We start from the raw sequence: 15,588 nt of genomic DNA, 5'->3' as shown, positions 1-15,588 counted from the left end.
ACTAAAGTGTATTCAGACGCTCGGCGGCTCTGTCGGATTCACAGGCGTATGGATACTATGCGCGCCATGCAAATACCCCTCGATCACCCCCTGCTGCAACGCATCGTCGATGACCTGGCCGAAAAAGGCTGGTCGCAGCAGAACGGCTTCCTGCCCCAGGCTCTGACCCTGGAACTGGCGGCTGAGTGCCGTAAACGTGCGGCCGAGGGTGAACTGGCCCCGGCGGCAGTGGGGCGCGGGCCGGCCCAGGAGATTCGCGAGGGTATTCGCGGCGACCATATCCAGTGGCTGGAGGAGGGCGACGCGGCGGTCTGTGACAGCTATATGGCGTTGATGGACACGCTGCGCCTGGCGATGAACCGTGGTTTGTTCCTCGGCCTTGAGGATTTCGAAAGCCACTTCGCGATGTATCCCCCCGGCGCGTTTTACCTCAGGCACCTGGACCGGTTCCGCGACGATGATCGGCGCATGGTTTCGGCGGTGATCTACTTGAACGACGCCTGGTTGCCCGAGCACGGTGGCCAGTTGCGTATGTACCTCAAGGACGGCGTCGAATACGACGTGGTGCCCAGCGGTGGATGCCTGGTGGTGTTCCTGTCGGGCGAAGTGCCCCACGAAGTCATGCCGGCTACGCGCGAGCGCCTGTCTCTCACCGGCTGGTTTCGTCGGCGCGGCAACGAGCCGTTCTAACCATGCAAAAGATTCTGATCAGCCGCTGCCTGCTTGGCCACAAGGTGCGCTACGACGGTGGGGCCAGCGGGCCGTTCGATCAACTGGCGGCGTGGCAGGCTGAAGGGCGCGTGGTTGCGATCTGCCCGGAAGTGTCGGGCGGTCTGCCGACGCCCAGGCCCTCTGCCGAGATTCCAGGTGGGCAGGGCATCGATGTGTGGGAAGGCCGCGCCCAAGTGTTGACGGCCGAGGGCGAAGACTTCAGCGCCGCCTTCCTCGACGGCGCCCGGCAAGCCTTGGCGTTGGTGCAGCGCCATCACATCCGCATCGCCATTCTCAAGGCCAATAGCCCGTCCTGCGGCAACCTGCTGACTTATGACGGCACTTTCACCGGTGTCAAGGTCAGTGGCGAAGGCGTCACGGCGGCGCTGCTCAAGCGCCATGGCGTGCAGGTGTTCAGTGAGCTGGAGTTGCCTGCGGCGGCACAGGCGTTGGCGCGCCTGTAGGGGCCTGGTCCTCGAACCACTTCTGGGACAGTGCCTTTAATCGGCCATCGTCCTTCACCCGCTTCAACGCCCCGTCCAGGCTGGTCTTGAAGGCCGGGTTGCCCTTCTGGAACGGGATCGCCAGTTCAGGCTTGTCGTGATAAGCCTCGCTGAAATCGAACTGATCCTTAAGCTCGGCAGTCATAGCGACATGGTTGATGGCCACATCGTATTTGCCGGTTGAGACCCCCGGCAGCATGTCGGCATCGTCGGTGGTGATAAACGAGGGGCGCACGTCCATTTCCTTTGCCAGCAGTTCACCCAGCTCGACTTCAAAGCCGGTGAGTTTGTCGCCTTCCTTGAAATTGTACGGTGGTGTGTTGGCTTCAAGGGCGATGCGGAGTTCGCCGCGATCGTTTACATCGTCGATCAGTTCGGCATGAGCCAGGGGGCTCAGAAGGGGCAGCAACAGTAACAGGCCAGGCGAAAAGCGCATGGTCACTCCTAAAGAATTCGAATGTGCGAGGCGCCGTTCAGCATCGCTTTGCTATGGTGGTGAGTGCCTTGGACAGCAATTTGTCGCGAAGTTGTCAGAACCCTACAGATTTCATGGAAAAACTGGAGAAGCGAATGAAAGCCCTATTGTCCCGTGCAACCATTGCCAGCCTGCTGCTGGGTGCCTCGATGTTGGCGAATGCCGCCGATGTTCCGCGTACCCCCGCGCCCAAGGGGGCTGAGGTGTTTATCGTCTCGCCCAAGGATGGCGCGACCGTCGACAAAACCTTCACCGTCAAATTCGGCGTCAAGGGCCTGGACCTTGAGCCTATCGACAAGCAAGTACCAAACGCCGGCCACCATCATCTGCTGGTAGACCAGGATGTACAGTCGCTGAAGGCTGATGAGGCCATCCCAGCCACCGCCACGTCGATTCACTTCGGTAAGGCGCAGACTGAAACCGAACTGACCCTGGCTCCAGGCAAGCACACCCTGCAACTGGTCGCAGGCGACAACGTGCATCGCCAATTCGAGCCCACTGTAGCCTCGAAAGTGATCACGGTTAACGTCAAGTAAGATTTGTTCAGACAAAAAAATGGGAGGCCCCTGCGGGTCTCCCATTTTTTGTGCAGCGTGTGCAGCGTTAGAACAACACGCGGCTACGGATAGTGCCGTTGATGTGCTGCAGCTTCTCTTGCGCCAGGTCCGAGTACTCGGCGTCGACGTCGATCACCACGTAGCCGACCTTCTCGTTGGTCTGCAGGAACTGACCGGAGATGTTGATGCCGTTTTCCGCGAACACCTTGTTGATCTCCATCATCACCCCAGGGATGTTCTGGTGGATGTGCAGCAGGCGGTGCTTGCCAGGGTGAGCCGGCAGGGCCACTTCCGGGAAGTTGACGGACGAGACCGAGGTACCGTTGTCGCTGTACTTGACCAGCTTCTCCGACACTTCCAGGCCGATGTTGGCTTGGGCTTCGGCAGTGGAACCACCGATGTGCGGGGTCAGGATCACGTTGTCCAGGCCACGCAGCGGGCTTTCGAAGATGTCGTCGTTGGAGCGTGGCTCCACCGGGAACACGTCGATTGCCGCGCCGATCAGGTGCTTGTCCTTGATGGCGTCGGCCAGGGCGTCCAGCTCGACCACGGTGCCCCGTGCAGCGTTGATCAGGATGCCGCCTTTCTTGATGGCGCGGATTTCCTTCTCGCCGATCATCCACTGGGTCTCAGCGGTTTCCGGAACGTGCAGGGTGACGATGTCGGACATGCCCAGCAGTTCGGTCAGGCTCGACACCTGGGTGGCGTTGCCCAATGGCAGCTTGGTCAGGGTGTCGTAGAAGAACACCTGCATGCCCAGGCCTTCGGCCAGTACCGACAGTTGCGTGCCGATCGAACCGTAACCGACGATACCCAGCTTCTTGCCCCGGATTTCGAAGGAGTTGGCCGCGCTCTTGATCCAGCCGCCACGGTGGCAGGAGGCGTTCTTCTCAGGGATACCGCGCAACAGCAGGATGGCCTCGGCCAGCACCAGCTCCGCGACGGAACGGGTGTTGGAGTACGGGGCATTGAACACTGCGATGCCGCGCTCGCGCGCTGCATTGAGGTCGACCTGGTTGGTGCCGATGCAGAAACAGCCAACTGCCACGAGTTTCTTGGCGTGATCGAAGATCTCTTCGGTCAGTTGAGTGCGGGAGCGAATGCCGATGAAGTGTGCATCGGCGATCTTTTCCTTGAGCTGGGCTTCCGGCAGAGAACTGGTGATGTACTCAATGCTGGTGTACCCGGCAGCTTTCAGAACGTCGACAGCCGATGGGTGGACGCCTTCCAAAAGAAGGAACTTGATCTTGCTCTTATCGAGAGAAGTCTTGCTCATCTGCGTAAACCTGTATCCCGGAGAAAAATGGCAGGGAATCGAATAGCCGGATGTGCCCTGATTCACCAATACTGTTCCCGTTTGACGGCGTCTGTTGCCGTCATGCTGCGTTGCCGCTCCTCCCCATAGCCAGCTATGAGTCGTCGCGGCGTCTTGCCTGACGACAACAGCCACTCGTCAAACAGAAACGTATTGGTAAATCAGGGCACAGAGCTGACCCGGACGGCAGGAAAGCCGTCACCGCAGAAACGCCCTTGGGCTCTGTCCTGCGGGGGCGGTATGCTAGCATACGCGCCCCGCTAAACACCTATTCCTGCGACGTGAAGCGTTCTCAGGATGACCATGAATTGTTCGAGAGTTCTGTCGATGACCCATCCTGCCCTGATTGATGAGCTAAAGACCCTGGTTGAGCCCGGCAAAGTGCTGACCGACGCCGACTCCCTGGAGGCTTACGGCAAGGATTGGACCAAGCACTTCGCGCCCGCGCCGACCGCCATCGTGTTCCCCAAGACCACCGAGCAGGTGCAGGCCATCGTCCGTTGGGCCAATGCGCACAAGGTGGCGCTGGTGCCATCCGGTGGTCGTACCGGCCTGTCGGCTGCTGCCGTGGCGGCCAATGGCGAAGTGGTCGTCTCGTTCGATTATATGAACCAGATCCTCGACGTGAACCTCACCGACCGCACCGCCGTGTGCCAGCCGGGCGTGGTCACCAAGCAATTGCAGAACGTCGCCGAAGAAAAAGGCCTGTACTACCCGGTGGACTTCGCGTCGTCCGGTTCCAGCCAGATTGGCGGCAATATCGGCACCAATGCCGGCGGGATCAAGGTCATTCGCTACGGTATGACCCGCAACTGGGTGGCTGGCATGAAGGTCGTCACCGGCAAGGGTGATGTGCTGGAGCTGAACCGCGATCTGATCAAGAACGCCACCGGCTATGACATGCGCCAACTGTTTATCGGCGCCGAAGGCACCCTGGGCTTTGTGGTCGAAGCCACCATGCGCCTGGACCGTGCGCCGAAAAACCTCACCGCGATGGTGCTCGGCACCACCGATTTCGACTCGATCATGCCGGTGCTGCACGCCTTCCAGGGCAAGCTGGACCTGACCGCCTTCGAGTTCTTCTCCGACAAGGCCCTGGCCAAAGTCCTCGGTCGTGGCGATGTGCCGGCGCCGTTCGAAACCGAGTGCCCGTTCTACGCGCTGCTGGAATTCGAAGCCACCACCGAAGAAGTCGCCAACCACGCCCTGGAAACCTTCGAGCAATGCGTCGAGCAGGGCTGGGTGCTGGACGGCGTGATGAGCCAGAGCGAAACCCAGTTGCATAACCTGTGGAAACTGCGCGAGTACATCTCCGAGACCATTTCCCACTGGACGCCGTACAAGAACGATATTTCGGTCACAGTCTCCAAAGTTCCGGCGTTCTTGAAGGAAATTGACGCTATCGTCGGCGAACACTACCCGGACTTCGAAATTGTCTGGTTCGGCCATATCGGCGACGGCAACCTGCACCTGAACATCCTCAAGCCGGAAAACCTGAGCAAGGATGAGTTCTTCGCCAAGTGCGCCACGGTGAACAAGTGGGTGTTCGAAACCGTTCAGAAGTACAACGGCTCGATCTCCGCCGAACACGGCGTGGGCATGACCAAGCGTGATTACCTGACCTACAGCCGTTCGCCGGTTGAGATCGAATACATGAAAGCAGTGAAGGCGGTGTTCGACCCGAACGGGATCATGAACCCTGGCAAGATTTTCGCGGTTTAACCGCCCCCGAAGGAGTCGTTTCATGAGCTACCAGCACAAGTATGTCGACGGCACCAATATCCACTTTCCTGTCGGTAAAGTGGTGTGTATTGGGCGTAACTACGCCGAACATGCCAAGGAACTGGACAACCCGGTGCCGACCGAGCCGTTGCTGTTCATCAAGCCGGGCAGTTGCGTCGTCCCGCTGGAAGGCGGTTTCAGCATTCCGACCGAGCGCGGTTCGGTGCACTACGAGGCGGAAATCGCGGTGCTGATCGGCAAGCCGCTGTCGAACAAGCCCAGCCGTGAAGAGGTGCTGGACGCCATCTCCGGTTTCGCCCCGGCCCTGGATCTGACCCTGCGCGACAAGCAATCCGAGCTGAAAGCCAAGGGCCTGCCGTGGGAAATCGCCAAGTCCTTCGACGGCGCGGCGGTGATTGCGCCGTTCGTGGTCGGCAGCACCTTCGCGGACGTGACCGATATTGGCATTCGCCTGACCATCAATGGCGAAGTGCGCCAGGACGGCAACAGCGCGAGCATGCTCAACCCGATCGTGCCGATGATCCAGTACATGGCCGGCTGCTTCTCGCTGCAGGCCGGCGACGTGATCCTCACCGGCACCCCGGCCGGCGTGGGCCCATTGAATGTGGGTGATGACCTGGTGTTGGAATTGACCGGCGTGAATCGTTTCGAAAGCAGCGTTCGATAAGCACCTGATGTGGAAGGGGGCTTGCCCTAATGCCAGTCAGTTAAGGCTTTTTGTAGGAGCGAGCTTGCTCGCGAAAAACTCACAGGCGCCGCGTTCATTCAGGAAGCACGCGTTATCGTTGACGTTTTTCGCGAGCAAGCTCGCTCCTACAGGAGGCGATGTACGCTTAACTGACTGGCATTAGGGCTTGCCCCCTTCCACATTGGGTCCGAGTCCATCTCGTGCATCGGCTTTTGCATTTTTTTCACACCCCATCCGGATAATCCTCAGCCTCCTGCGCGCGGGTCCATTGATCCTGTGCTATCACCTACCGCTGACTTTCCGGAAAAGCACCCAATGGCCGTGTCCCTGCCTTCCGCCACACCCAAGCCGCGCTCTCGCTTTGCCTTGCGCTGGTATTCCTGGCTATTTCTGGCGGGTGCCATCGTGTACGGCATTTCCTGGGCCATGCATTGGGACGATCGCGGCGTGCTGTGGCTGTTGGAGGGCTTTGAAACGCCCGCCGAGCGCAGCGAAAGTGTGTGGTTGCCTGACTATCACGTTGTCATCGACGCCAAGGTTTTGCCGGGCATGGAGAAAGACGAAGCCTCGGACGTCTCCTATAACCCGCAGACCAAAACCCTGTTTTCCGTCATGGGTAAAAACCCGTTCCTTGTCGAGCTGAGCCTGCAAGGCGATGTATTGCGCAAGATGCCGCTCAATGGCTGGGACAACCCGGAAGGCGTGACCGTGATGGAAAATGGCCTGATGGCCGTGGTCGACGAACGCCAGCACAACCTGACCATCGTCAAGATCGACGCTGCCACCCAGCAATTGAACAAGGCCGACTTCCCGAGCTATGACCTGGGCCCGTCCAAGGATCAGAACAAAGCGTTCGAGGGGCTTACCTGGGACAAGCGCAATCAGCAATTTGTGCTGGGAGAAGAGCGGCCGCCGGCGTTGTTCACCTGGAAAAGCGACGGCAGCCAGACCCTTGTCGGCGATAAACAGAAACTGGCCAGCAAAGAGCTGGAGATGCGCAACCTTTCGGCCCTGGCCATCGACCCGCGCACCGGCCATCTGCTGGTGTTATCGGCCGACTCCCACTTGTTGCTGGAGTTGGATGAGAAGGGTGAACAAGTCAGCTTCATGACCCTGCTCGGTGGCTTCAACGGCCTCAAGAACACCATCCCCCGTGCGGAGGGGGTAACGATGGATGAGGACGGCACGCTCTATATGGTCAGTGAGCCAAACCTGTTCTATCGTTTCGAAAAGCAGAAATAACAGACGAATCACGTCGGATATTTCTCTATTAGCGGCATTCGCCAGACACCGGGGCGCGTTTAAGTTTAAATTCAGACAGGCGTGATATTCATTCGCCACTTTTGACTTTGAGCACCGCCCGATGCGTCGATTTGCCCGCCCCAAACCCATTCTTTTTATGCTGGTGTTGATCGCCCTGGTCAGCGCCGGGGCTGTTGCGCAGCATTTTCGCCTGTTCGAGCGCGCCTGGTTCAACTGGCAGGCCTGGCGTCAGCCGGCGGACGAGCGCTCCATCGGCCTGGCGGATTACCGAGTGACCCTTGAAGCCCAGGTTATCGAAGGGCTCGACGACGATGTCTCGGCCCTCACCTACGATCCGGTACGCAAGAGCCTGTTTACCGTCACCAATAAAAACGCCGAGCTGATCGAGCTGTCCCTTGAGGGCAAGATCCTGCGACGCATCCCGTTGGTGGGGTTTGGTGATGCCGAGGCGGTGGAATTTATCAGCGACAACATCTATGTCATCACCGACGAGCGCCAGCAGCGGCTGATCAAGGTGCATGTGGACGACGATACCCAATTCCTCGACGCCGCCGATGCGGAACAGATGACCCTGGGCCTGCATGTCGGGGGCAACAAGGGGTTTGAGGGGTTGGCCTATGACTCGGTGGGCAAGCGCCTGTTCGTGGCCAAGGAACGCGACCCGATGCTGATCTACGAGGTCCACGGCTTTCCCCATTTCAAACCGGAAAAAACCTACTCGGTGCACGTGATCAACAACCCCAAGCGCGATGCCGGGTTGTTTGTACGCGACCTGTCGAGCCTGCAATACGACGAGCGCAGCGGTCATTTGCTGGCGCTGTCGGATGAGTCGTTCCTGGTGCTGGAGCTGGACATCGACGGTCGCCCATTGAGCAGCCTGTCTCTGCTCAATGGACGCCATGGCCTGAAAAAACGGGTGCCCCAGGCCGAAGGAATCGCCATGGATGACGAGGGTACGTTGTACCTGGTCAGCGAGCCGAACCTGTTTTATGTGTTCAAGAAACCCAATCCCTGAGACACATTGGGTTTTGCATCAGGCTTTAAGGGTTTTCACGCCTTCGGAAGTGCCCAGCAGCAGCACATCCGCCGGACGCGCAGCGAACAGGCCATTGGTGACCACGCCGACGATGGCGTTGATCTGGGTCTCAAGCTCCACCGGGTGGGTGATCTGCATATTGAACACGTCGAGGATAATGTTGCCGTTGTCGGTCAACACGCCTTCGCGGTACACCGGATCGCCACCGAGCTTTACCAGTTCGCGGGCTACGTGGCTGCGAGCCATCGGGATGACTTCCACCGGCAGCGGGAACGCGCCGAGCACCGGTACCAGCTTGCTGGCGTCGGCGATGCAGATAAAGGTCTTGGCCACCGCCGCGACGATCTTCTCGCGGGTCAGGGCTGCACCGCCGCCCTTGATCAGGTTCAGGTGTTCGTCGCTTTCATCGGCGCCGTCGACGTAGAACTCCAGGTCGCTCACGGTGTTGAGTTCGTACACCGGAATGCCATGGCCCTTGAGACGCGCGGCGGTGGCTTCGGAACTGGCCACGGCGCCGTCGAATGCGCCTTTGTGCCGGGCCAGCGCATCGATAAAGCAGTTGGCGGTGGAGCCGGTGCCGACACCGACGATGCTCTTGTCGTCGAGTTTGGGAAGGATTAAATCGACGGCGGCCTGGGCCACTGCCTGTTTGAGTTGATCCTGGGTCATGCGGGCTCCGGAACGGGCGGGGAGTAAAGAGGGGCGCGAGTATAACCCAACAAAACCTCCGGATTCGTGTGGTCGCCCGGCCAAACGCTGGGTTAGACTCCTTGGCCCTGCCCAACCCGCCCAGTGATTTCCGCCGATGCTTGAACAGTACGTCAAAAAGATCCTCACCTCGCGCGTCTATGACGTTGCCGTAGAAACCCCGCTGCAGACCGCCCGCCAGCTCTCCGAGCGGCTGGGCAACAAGGTCTGGCTCAAGCGTGAAGACTTGCAGCCGGTGTTCTCGTTCAAGATTCGCGGCGCGTACAACAAGCTGACTCAATTGACGGCTGAAGAGCGCGCGCGCGGCGTGGTCACGGCCTCGGCGGGCAACCATGCCCAGGGCCTGGCCCTGGCGGCCAAGGTGCTGGGGGTCAAGGCCACGATCGTGATGCCCAAGACCACTCCGGAGATCAAGGTCGAAGGCGTGCGCTCCCGTGGCGGCAAAGTAGTGCTGCACGGCGATTCCTTCCCGGAAGCCCTGGCCTACTCGCTGAAGCTGGTCGACGAAAAAGGCTACGTCTACATTCACCCCTACGATGATCCGCACACCATTGCCGGGCAGGGCACCGTGGCGATGGAGATCCTGCGCCAGCACCCGGGGCCCCTGGACGCGATTTTCGTACCGGTGGGCGGCGGCGGGCTGATCGCGGGCATTGCGGCGTACGTGAAATACCTGCGCCCGGAGATCAGGATCATCGGCGTCGAGCCGGACGACTCCAACTGCCTGCAAGCTGCCATGGCCGCCGGCGAGCGTGTGGTGCTGCCCACCGTGGGCATTTTTGCCGATGGCGTGGCGGTGGCGCAGATCGGCCAGCACACCTTCGACATCTGCAAACACTATGTGGATGAAGTGATCACCGTCAGCACCGATGAAATCTGTGCCGCGATCAAGGACATCTACGACGACACCCGTTCCATCACCGAGCCGGCCGGCGCGCTCGGCGTAGCAGGCATCAAGAAATACGTGGAGACCCGTGGCGTCACCGGCCAGACCCTGGTGGCCATCGACTCCGGCGCCAACGTCAACTTCGACCGCCTGCGCCATGTGGCCGAGCGCGCCGAGCTGGGTGAAGGCCGCGAAGCCATTATTGCCGTGACCATCCCTGAGAAACCGGGCAGCTTCAAGGCGTTCTGCGAGGCGGTGGGCAAGCGCCAGATCACCGAGTTCAACTACCGCTACCACTCCGGCAGCGAAGCGCACATCTTTGTCGGCGTGCAGACCCACCCGGAAAACGACCCGCGCAGTGCGCTGATCGCCAGCCTCACCGGCCAGGGTTTCCCGGTGCTGGACCTGACCGAGAACGAACTGGCCAAGTTGCACATCCGCCATATGGTCGGCGGGCATGCGGCCAAGGTCAGTGATGAAGTGGTGTTCCGTTTCGAATTCCCGGAACGTCCGGGGGCGCTGTTCAACTTTCTTAATAAATTGGGCGGACGCTGGAACATCTCGATGTTCCACTATCGCAACCACGGTGCCGCTGACGGCCGTGTGGTCGCCGGCCTGCAAGTGCCGGCGAACGAGCGCCATCTGGTACCGGCGGCCCTGGAGGCCATTGGCTACCCGTATTGGGATGAAAGCGATAACCCGGCCTACAAACTGTTTCTCGGTTGAGCGACTACGCTGATTGGGGCGGCCTTTAAGGAAAACGACATATGGAAACCCTGACCACCCTCAAAGTTATCCACATCGCCGCCACGGTGTTGCTGCTGCTCAGCGGCATCGGCCTGGCGCTGTTGGCCTGGCGCAAGCGCAGCGCCGGCCCGGCCGTGACTGTGCAGCGCCCGTGGGCGTTCGTGTGGTTGCTGATGGGCGTTTGCATGGTCAGCATGCCGTTTACCGGCTGGTGGCTGGTGCACCTGGTCGGCTGGCCGCTGGGGCAGACCTGGATCCTGGGTTCCAGCATCCTCTACACCGTGGCCGCGCTGGCCTGGTTCTGGCTGGTGGCACGGCTTAACCGGCTGCGCAAAGGCGAGGGCGGCAGCCTGAATTTCACCTTGGTGCTGGCGGTGGTAAGCCTGGTGGGGTTTGTGGCGATTGCCGGGCTCATGGGCGCCAAGCCGGTGTGGTGAGCGGGGCAAGCCCGCTCACCACGGTTACTCGCTACGCAGGGTAATCACCGGCCAACCCCGCTTCTCGGCTTCAGCGCGCAGATTCGGATCCGGATCCACCGCCACCGGATGCGTCACCTGCTCCAACAGCGGCAGGTCATTCATCGAGTCGCTGTAGAAGTAACTGTCTTCCAGGCTGTAGCCAGTCTCTTCCAACCACCGATTCAAGCGCGTCACCTTGCCTTCACGAAAACACGGCACATCAGTGCTGCGCCCGGTGTAGCGGCCATTTTCCATCTCGCACTCGGTGGCGATCAGCGTCTCGACGCCCAGGCGTGCGGCAATTGGCGCGGTGACGAAACGGTTGGTGGCGGTGATGATCACCAGCTTGTCGCCAGCGGCGCGGTGCTTGGCCAGCAGTTCAGCAGCCAGGGGCAGCATGATCGGCTCGATGCAGTCGCGCATATAGTCGTTATGCCATTCGTCCAGCTGGGCCATCTCGGTGCGGCCGAGGATGTCCAGGCAGAAGTTCAGGTAGGCGGCGTTGTCCAGCTTGCCGGCCAGGTAGTCCTGGTAGAACTCGTCGTTGCGGGCTTTGTAGGCGACCGCGTCGAGAATCCCCCGTTCGCAGAGGTAATCGCCCCAGGCGTGGTCGCTGTCACCGCCGAGAAGGGTGTTGTCCAAGTCGAATAAAGCCAGGCGCATTGCAGTTACTCGCTGAAAAGTCTGTAAAAAGGCGTCCAGAATACGGTCTTTTCACAAGAGTGCACATAAGGTAAGAAGCCTCGTTGCCGCTGGAACAACCTTTGTGGAACAATGCGGCGACATGCGTTTGCGAGGTTGTTGCCGTGATCGACCCCGATGGTTTCCGTCCTAATGTCGGGATTATTCTTACGAATGATGCCGGACAGGTGCTATGGGCTCGCCGAATCAACCAAGATGCCTGGCAGTTTCCTCAAGGCGGAATCAACCCCGACGAAACCCCTGAAGACGCCTTGTACCGTGAGTTGAACGAAGAAGTCGGCCTTGAGCGTGAAGATGTGCAGATTCTGGCCTGTACCCGGGGCTGGTTGCGCTATCGTTTGCCGCAACGCCTGGTGCGTACCCACAGCCAACCGCTGTGCATCGGCCAGAAGCAGAAATGGTTTCTCCTGCGCCTGATCTCCAACGAGCAGCGGGTGCGGATGGATTTGACCGGTAAGCCGGAGTTCGATGGCTGGCGTTGGGTCAGTTATTGGTACCCGCTGGGCCAGGTGGTGACATTCAAGCGCGAGGTTTATCGTCGCGCTCTCAAAGAGCTTGCCCCGCGCCTTTTAGCGCGCGACTGACGACGGAGTTCGACCCCGAGCCATGCTCAATACGCTGCGCAAGATCGTCCAGGAAGTTAACTCCGCCAAGGATCTCAAGGCGGCGTTGGGGATTATTGTGTTGCGCGTCAAGGAAGCCATGGGCAGCCAGGTCTGCTCGGTTTACCTGCTGGACCCAGAGACCAACCGTTTTGTGCTGATGGCCACCGAGGGCTTGAACAAGCGCTCCATCGGCAAGGTCAGCATGGCGCCCAATGAAGGTCTGGTGGGCTTGGTGGGGACGCGTGAAGAACCCCTGAACCTTGAAAACGCGGCCGATCACCCGCGTTATCGCTACTTTGCCGAAACCGGCGAAGAGCGCTACGCCTCGTTCCTCGGCGCACCGATCATTCACCACCGCCGCGTCGTCGGCGTATTGGTCATCCAGCAAAAAGAACGTCGCCAGTTCGACGAGGGCGAAGAAGCCTTCCTCGTGACCATGAGCGCGCAGCTCGCCGGGGTTATCGCCCACGCCGAAGCCACCGGCTCGATTCGCGGCCTGGGCGGCCAGGGCAAGGGTATCCAGGAAGCCAAGTTCGTCGGTGTACCGGGTTCGCCGGGTGCGGCGGTCGGTACTGCCGTGGTCATGTTGCCGCCGGCCGACCTCGATGTGGTGCCGGACAAGCACGTCGACGACATCGACGCTGAAATCAAACTGTTCAAGACGGCCCTGGAAGGCGTGCGCGCCGACATGCGCAACCTGTCGACCAAGCTGGCCACCCAGTTGCGCCCCGAAGAGCGCGCGCTGTTTGACGTGTACCAGATGATGCTCGACGACGCGTCCCTCGGGAACGAAGTCAAGACCGTGATCAAGACTGGCCAGTGGGCCCAGGGCGCGCTGCGTCAGGTGGTCACCGATCACGTCAACCGTTTCGAATTGATGGACGACGCCTACCTGCGCGAGCGGGCCTCGGATGTGCGCGACCTCGGCCGCCGCCTGCTGGCCTACCTGCAGGAAGACCGCAGCACCAACCTGGTCTACCCCGACAACACCATCCTGATCAGTGAAGAACTGACCGCCACCATGCTCGGCGAAGTGCCCGAAGGCAAGTTGGTGGGCCTGGTCTCGGTCCTGGGTTCGGGTAACTCCCACGTCGCGATCCTGGCCCGGGCCATGGGCATTCCGACGGTGATGGGCCTGGTGGACCTGCCGTACTCCAAGGTCGACGGTATCGACATGATCGTCGATGGGCATCGCGGCGAGGTGTTTACCAACCCCAGCGAAGTCCTGCGCAAGCAATACGCCGAGGTGGTGGAAGAAGAGAAGCAACTGGCGCTCGGGCTCGATTCCTTGCGCGAACTGCCGTGCGTGACCCTCGACGGTCACCGTGTACCGCTGCTGGTCAACACCGGCCTGCTGGCCGATGTGGCGCGCGCGCAACAGCGCGGCGCCGAAGGCGTGGGGCTGTACCGCACCGAAGTGCCGTTCATGATCAACCAGCGTTTCCCGAGTGAGAAGGAGCAGCTGGCGATTTATCGCGAGCAACTGTCCGCCTTCCACCCGTTGCCGGTGACCATGCGCAGCCTGGACATCGGTGGCGACAAGTCACTGTCGTATTTCCCGATCAAGGAAGACAACCCCTTCCTCGGCTGGCGCGGTATTCGCGTTACCCTCGACCACCCTGAAATCTTCCTGGTGCAGACCCGAGCCATGCTCAAGGCCAGCGAAGGCCTGAACAACCTGCGCATCCTGCTGCCGATGATCTCCGGCACCCATGAGCTGGAAGAAGCCTTGCACCTGATCCACCGTGCCTGGGGCGAAGTGCGCGACGAAGGCGCCGACGTACCGATGCCGCCGATTGGCGTGATGATCGAAATCCCGGCGGCGGTGTACCAGGCCAAGGAACTGGCGCGGCAGGTGGACTTCCTGTCCGTGGGCTCCAACGACCTGACCCAGTACCTGCTGGCCGTGGACCGTAACAACCCACGGGTGGCCGACCTCTACGACTACCTGCACCCGGCGGTGCTGCAAGCCCTGCAACACGTGGTGCGCGACGCCCATGCCGAAGGCAAGCCGGTGAGCATCTGCGGTGAAATGGCCGGTGACCCGGCGGCAGCGGTGCTGTTGATGGCGATGGGCTTTGATAGCCTGTCGATGAACGCCACCAACCTGCCGAAGGTGAAGTGGATGCTGCGCCAGGTTGAACTGAGCATGGCCAAGGATCTGCTGGCGGAGTTGATGACCATCGACAACCCGCAGGTTATCCACAGCTCGCTGCAATTGGCGCTGAAAAACCTGGGGCTGACGCGGATGATCAACCCGGCGTCTGCCAAGACCCTTTAATGGCGATACGCAGCCCCCGCCCGTAGCAGCTGTCGAGCGCAAGCGAGGCTGCGTCGGGCGCGCTGCTGGGTACATCAGCGTCAGAACTTGAGTTCTACCTCTCCGAGCCGTCCACCATGCGGTCCAAAGCTGCGCTCCACCATCCGCCGCGTGCCATCGGCATTCACAATCAACGCCGTGCTCGCCCGTGTCCCATAACTGGGGCTGGCGATAAACACACTCGACAGCAAACTCTCCGTCGCCAACCCCACGCCGGTATCCGGCAGCTCGGCAAACGGTGCAATCTGCGGATCGCTCAGAATCTCCAGTAGCGCTTCGGGCCGGGGATCGTTCAGCAACTCACTCAGCGCGGCTTTGGCCTTAAGCAGTTTTGGCCAAGGTGTATCCAGCCCTGCATTGGATAACCCATACACGCCCGCTTTCAACTGCGTCGGCTCGGTGTGATTGGCGTTGTAATGCCACAACTCTTCCCGCGTCCCCACCAGCAGGTTAAACCCGGCATATTCAATCGAACGGCCGTTAACCTCGGCCAAATACTGGTCAATCGGCAGCGAACCACTGAGAAACCGTGCCACCAGCTCCCCGCGGGACTTGCGTGCCGGCGGCTGGTGCGGATCACGGATATTGGTCAGGGCAGCAAAACGCCCATCGGCATTCACGCCCAGCCAGGTGCCGCCCGCTTCCTGATCGCGGCCGGCGTAGACTTCGGGCGCATCCGGCCACTGCGCCAGCGGCAGGCTGGGGCGGGCGTAGAACTCATCACGGTTGGCCGCGACGATCAGCGGCTGGGCATGGCCCGGCCGCCAGGCAAAAACAATCAGGCACATCAGGCGATTCCCGTTTGTGTTTTTTGCCACTCTACCCACACCGGCAGCGGTGTTCCATCGTATCCAGTTGGGTCGCATGCCTT

16 protein-coding genes are annotated in these 15,588 nt (G+C 60.6%); 11 read left to right on the top strand and 5 right to left on the bottom strand.

Features of this window, described 5'->3' with window-relative positions; genetic code table 11:
• Nucleotides 1-57 precede the first annotated feature (57 nt).
• Both BFQ01_RS04445 and BFQ01_RS04440 read left to right on the top strand, forming a co-directional pair.
• Nucleotides 58-690 (top strand): 2OG-Fe(II) oxygenase, encoded by a 633-nt coding sequence (locus tag BFQ01_RS04445; RefSeq protein WP_065924356.1) that lies wholly within the window; start codon nucleotides 58-60, stop codon nucleotides 688-690.
• A gap of 2 nt (nucleotides 691-692) precedes the next feature.
• Nucleotides 693-1,175 carry a DUF523 domain-containing protein gene (locus tag BFQ01_RS04440; RefSeq protein ID WP_065924355.1) on the top strand — a complete coding sequence of 161 codons (483 nt, stop codon included), beginning with the start codon at nucleotides 693-695 and terminating at the stop codon, nucleotides 1,173-1,175.
• Here BFQ01_RS04440 and BFQ01_RS04435 read toward each other — a convergent pair.
• Nucleotides 1,126-1,650: a transporter substrate-binding domain-containing protein gene (locus tag BFQ01_RS04435; RefSeq protein ID WP_051429424.1), complete on the bottom strand. Its 525-nt coding sequence runs from the start codon at nucleotides 1,648-1,650 to the stop codon at nucleotides 1,126-1,128. The two genes, BFQ01_RS04440 and BFQ01_RS04435, sit on opposite strands and share 50 nt — an antisense overlap.
• A 134-nt stretch (nucleotides 1,651-1,784) precedes the next feature.
• Between BFQ01_RS04435 and BFQ01_RS04430 the strand changes: the two genes are divergently transcribed.
• Nucleotides 1,785-2,225, top strand: a complete 441-nt coding sequence (locus tag BFQ01_RS04430; protein ID WP_027608415.1) for a DUF4399 domain-containing protein — start codon at nucleotides 1,785-1,787, stop codon at nucleotides 2,223-2,225.
• 67 nt (nucleotides 2,226-2,292) lie between these two features.
• Here the strand turns inward: BFQ01_RS04430 and serA are convergent, their stop codons facing one another.
• Nucleotides 2,293-3,522: a phosphoglycerate dehydrogenase gene (gene serA / locus BFQ01_RS04425; RefSeq protein WP_003176761.1), complete on the bottom strand. Its 1,230-nt coding sequence runs from the start codon at nucleotides 3,520-3,522 to the stop codon at nucleotides 2,293-2,295.
• Nucleotides 3,523-3,888: 366 nt separating this feature from the next.
• Here serA and BFQ01_RS04420 point away from each other — a divergent pair, with 366 nt between their 5' ends.
• From BFQ01_RS04420 to BFQ01_RS04405, 4 genes are all read left to right on the top strand, one after another.
• Nucleotides 3,889-5,283, top strand: coding sequence for an FAD-binding oxidoreductase (locus tag BFQ01_RS04420; RefSeq protein WP_065924354.1), 1,395 nt, complete (start codon nucleotides 3,889-3,891; stop codon nucleotides 5,281-5,283).
• Nucleotides 5,284-5,305: 22 nt separating this feature from the next.
• Nucleotides 5,306-5,971: a fumarylacetoacetate hydrolase family protein gene (locus BFQ01_RS04415; protein WP_027608418.1), complete on the top strand. Its 666-nt coding sequence runs from the start codon at nucleotides 5,306-5,308 to the stop codon at nucleotides 5,969-5,971.
• A 336-nt stretch (nucleotides 5,972-6,307) separates the two neighbouring features.
• Nucleotides 6,308-7,234 (top strand): SdiA-regulated domain-containing protein, encoded by a 927-nt coding sequence (locus BFQ01_RS04410; RefSeq protein ID WP_065924353.1) that lies wholly within the window; start codon nucleotides 6,308-6,310, stop codon nucleotides 7,232-7,234.
• Between the two features lie 121 nt (nucleotides 7,235-7,355).
• Nucleotides 7,356-8,270, top strand: coding sequence for an SdiA-regulated domain-containing protein (locus tag BFQ01_RS04405; RefSeq protein ID WP_027608420.1), 915 nt, complete (start codon nucleotides 7,356-7,358; stop codon nucleotides 8,268-8,270).
• Nucleotides 8,271-8,288: 18 nt separating this feature from the next.
• Here BFQ01_RS04405 and rpiA read toward each other — a convergent pair whose 3' ends face one another.
• Entirely contained in the window at nucleotides 8,289-8,960 is a 672-nt protein-coding gene (gene rpiA, locus BFQ01_RS04400) for a ribose-5-phosphate isomerase RpiA (protein ID WP_065924352.1), read from the bottom strand.
• A gap of 136 nt (nucleotides 8,961-9,096) precedes the next feature.
• On the opposite strand from rpiA, the gene ilvA reads away from it, so the two are divergent.
• Both ilvA and BFQ01_RS04390 read left to right on the top strand, forming a co-directional pair.
• Nucleotides 9,097-10,611 (top strand): threonine ammonia-lyase, biosynthetic, encoded by a 1,515-nt coding sequence (gene ilvA / locus BFQ01_RS04395; RefSeq protein ID WP_065924351.1) that lies wholly within the window; start codon nucleotides 9,097-9,099, stop codon nucleotides 10,609-10,611.
• Between the two features lie 41 nt (nucleotides 10,612-10,652).
• Nucleotides 10,653-11,069: a DUF2269 family protein gene (locus tag BFQ01_RS04390; protein ID WP_065924350.1), complete on the top strand. Its 417-nt coding sequence runs from the start codon at nucleotides 10,653-10,655 to the stop codon at nucleotides 11,067-11,069.
• A gap of 24 nt (nucleotides 11,070-11,093) precedes the next feature.
• Here the strand turns inward: BFQ01_RS04390 and BFQ01_RS04385 are convergent, their stop codons facing one another.
• Nucleotides 11,094-11,753 (bottom strand): histidinol-phosphatase, encoded by a 660-nt coding sequence (locus BFQ01_RS04385; protein ID WP_065924349.1) that lies wholly within the window; start codon nucleotides 11,751-11,753, stop codon nucleotides 11,094-11,096.
• A 143-nt stretch (nucleotides 11,754-11,896) separates the two neighbouring features.
• Here BFQ01_RS04385 and BFQ01_RS04380 point away from each other — a divergent pair, with 143 nt between their 5' ends.
• Nucleotides 11,897-12,376, top strand: a complete 480-nt coding sequence (locus tag BFQ01_RS04380; RefSeq protein WP_003176750.1) for an RNA pyrophosphohydrolase — start codon at nucleotides 11,897-11,899, stop codon at nucleotides 12,374-12,376.
• A gap of 22 nt (nucleotides 12,377-12,398) precedes the next feature.
• Nucleotides 12,399-14,678 carry a phosphoenolpyruvate--protein phosphotransferase gene (gene ptsP / locus BFQ01_RS04375; protein WP_027608425.1) on the top strand — a complete coding sequence of 760 codons (2,280 nt, stop codon included), beginning with the start codon at nucleotides 12,399-12,401 and terminating at the stop codon, nucleotides 14,676-14,678.
• An 80-nt stretch (nucleotides 14,679-14,758) separates the two neighbouring features.
• Here ptsP and BFQ01_RS04370 read toward each other — a convergent pair whose 3' ends face one another.
• Nucleotides 14,759-15,505 carry an NRDE family protein gene (locus BFQ01_RS04370; RefSeq protein ID WP_065924348.1) on the bottom strand — a complete coding sequence of 249 codons (747 nt, stop codon included), beginning with the start codon at nucleotides 15,503-15,505 and terminating at the stop codon, nucleotides 14,759-14,761.
• Nucleotides 15,506-15,588: the final 83 nt, after the last annotated feature.

It is taken from the genome of Pseudomonas sp. 8 R 14, from assembly GCF_900005955.1.
GTDB lineage: Bacteria > Pseudomonadota > Gammaproteobacteria > Pseudomonadales > Pseudomonadaceae > Aquipseudomonas > Aquipseudomonas marginalis.
The sequence above is the reverse complement of the archived record's forward strand: the minus strand, read 5'-3'. Positions and strand labels throughout refer to the sequence as shown.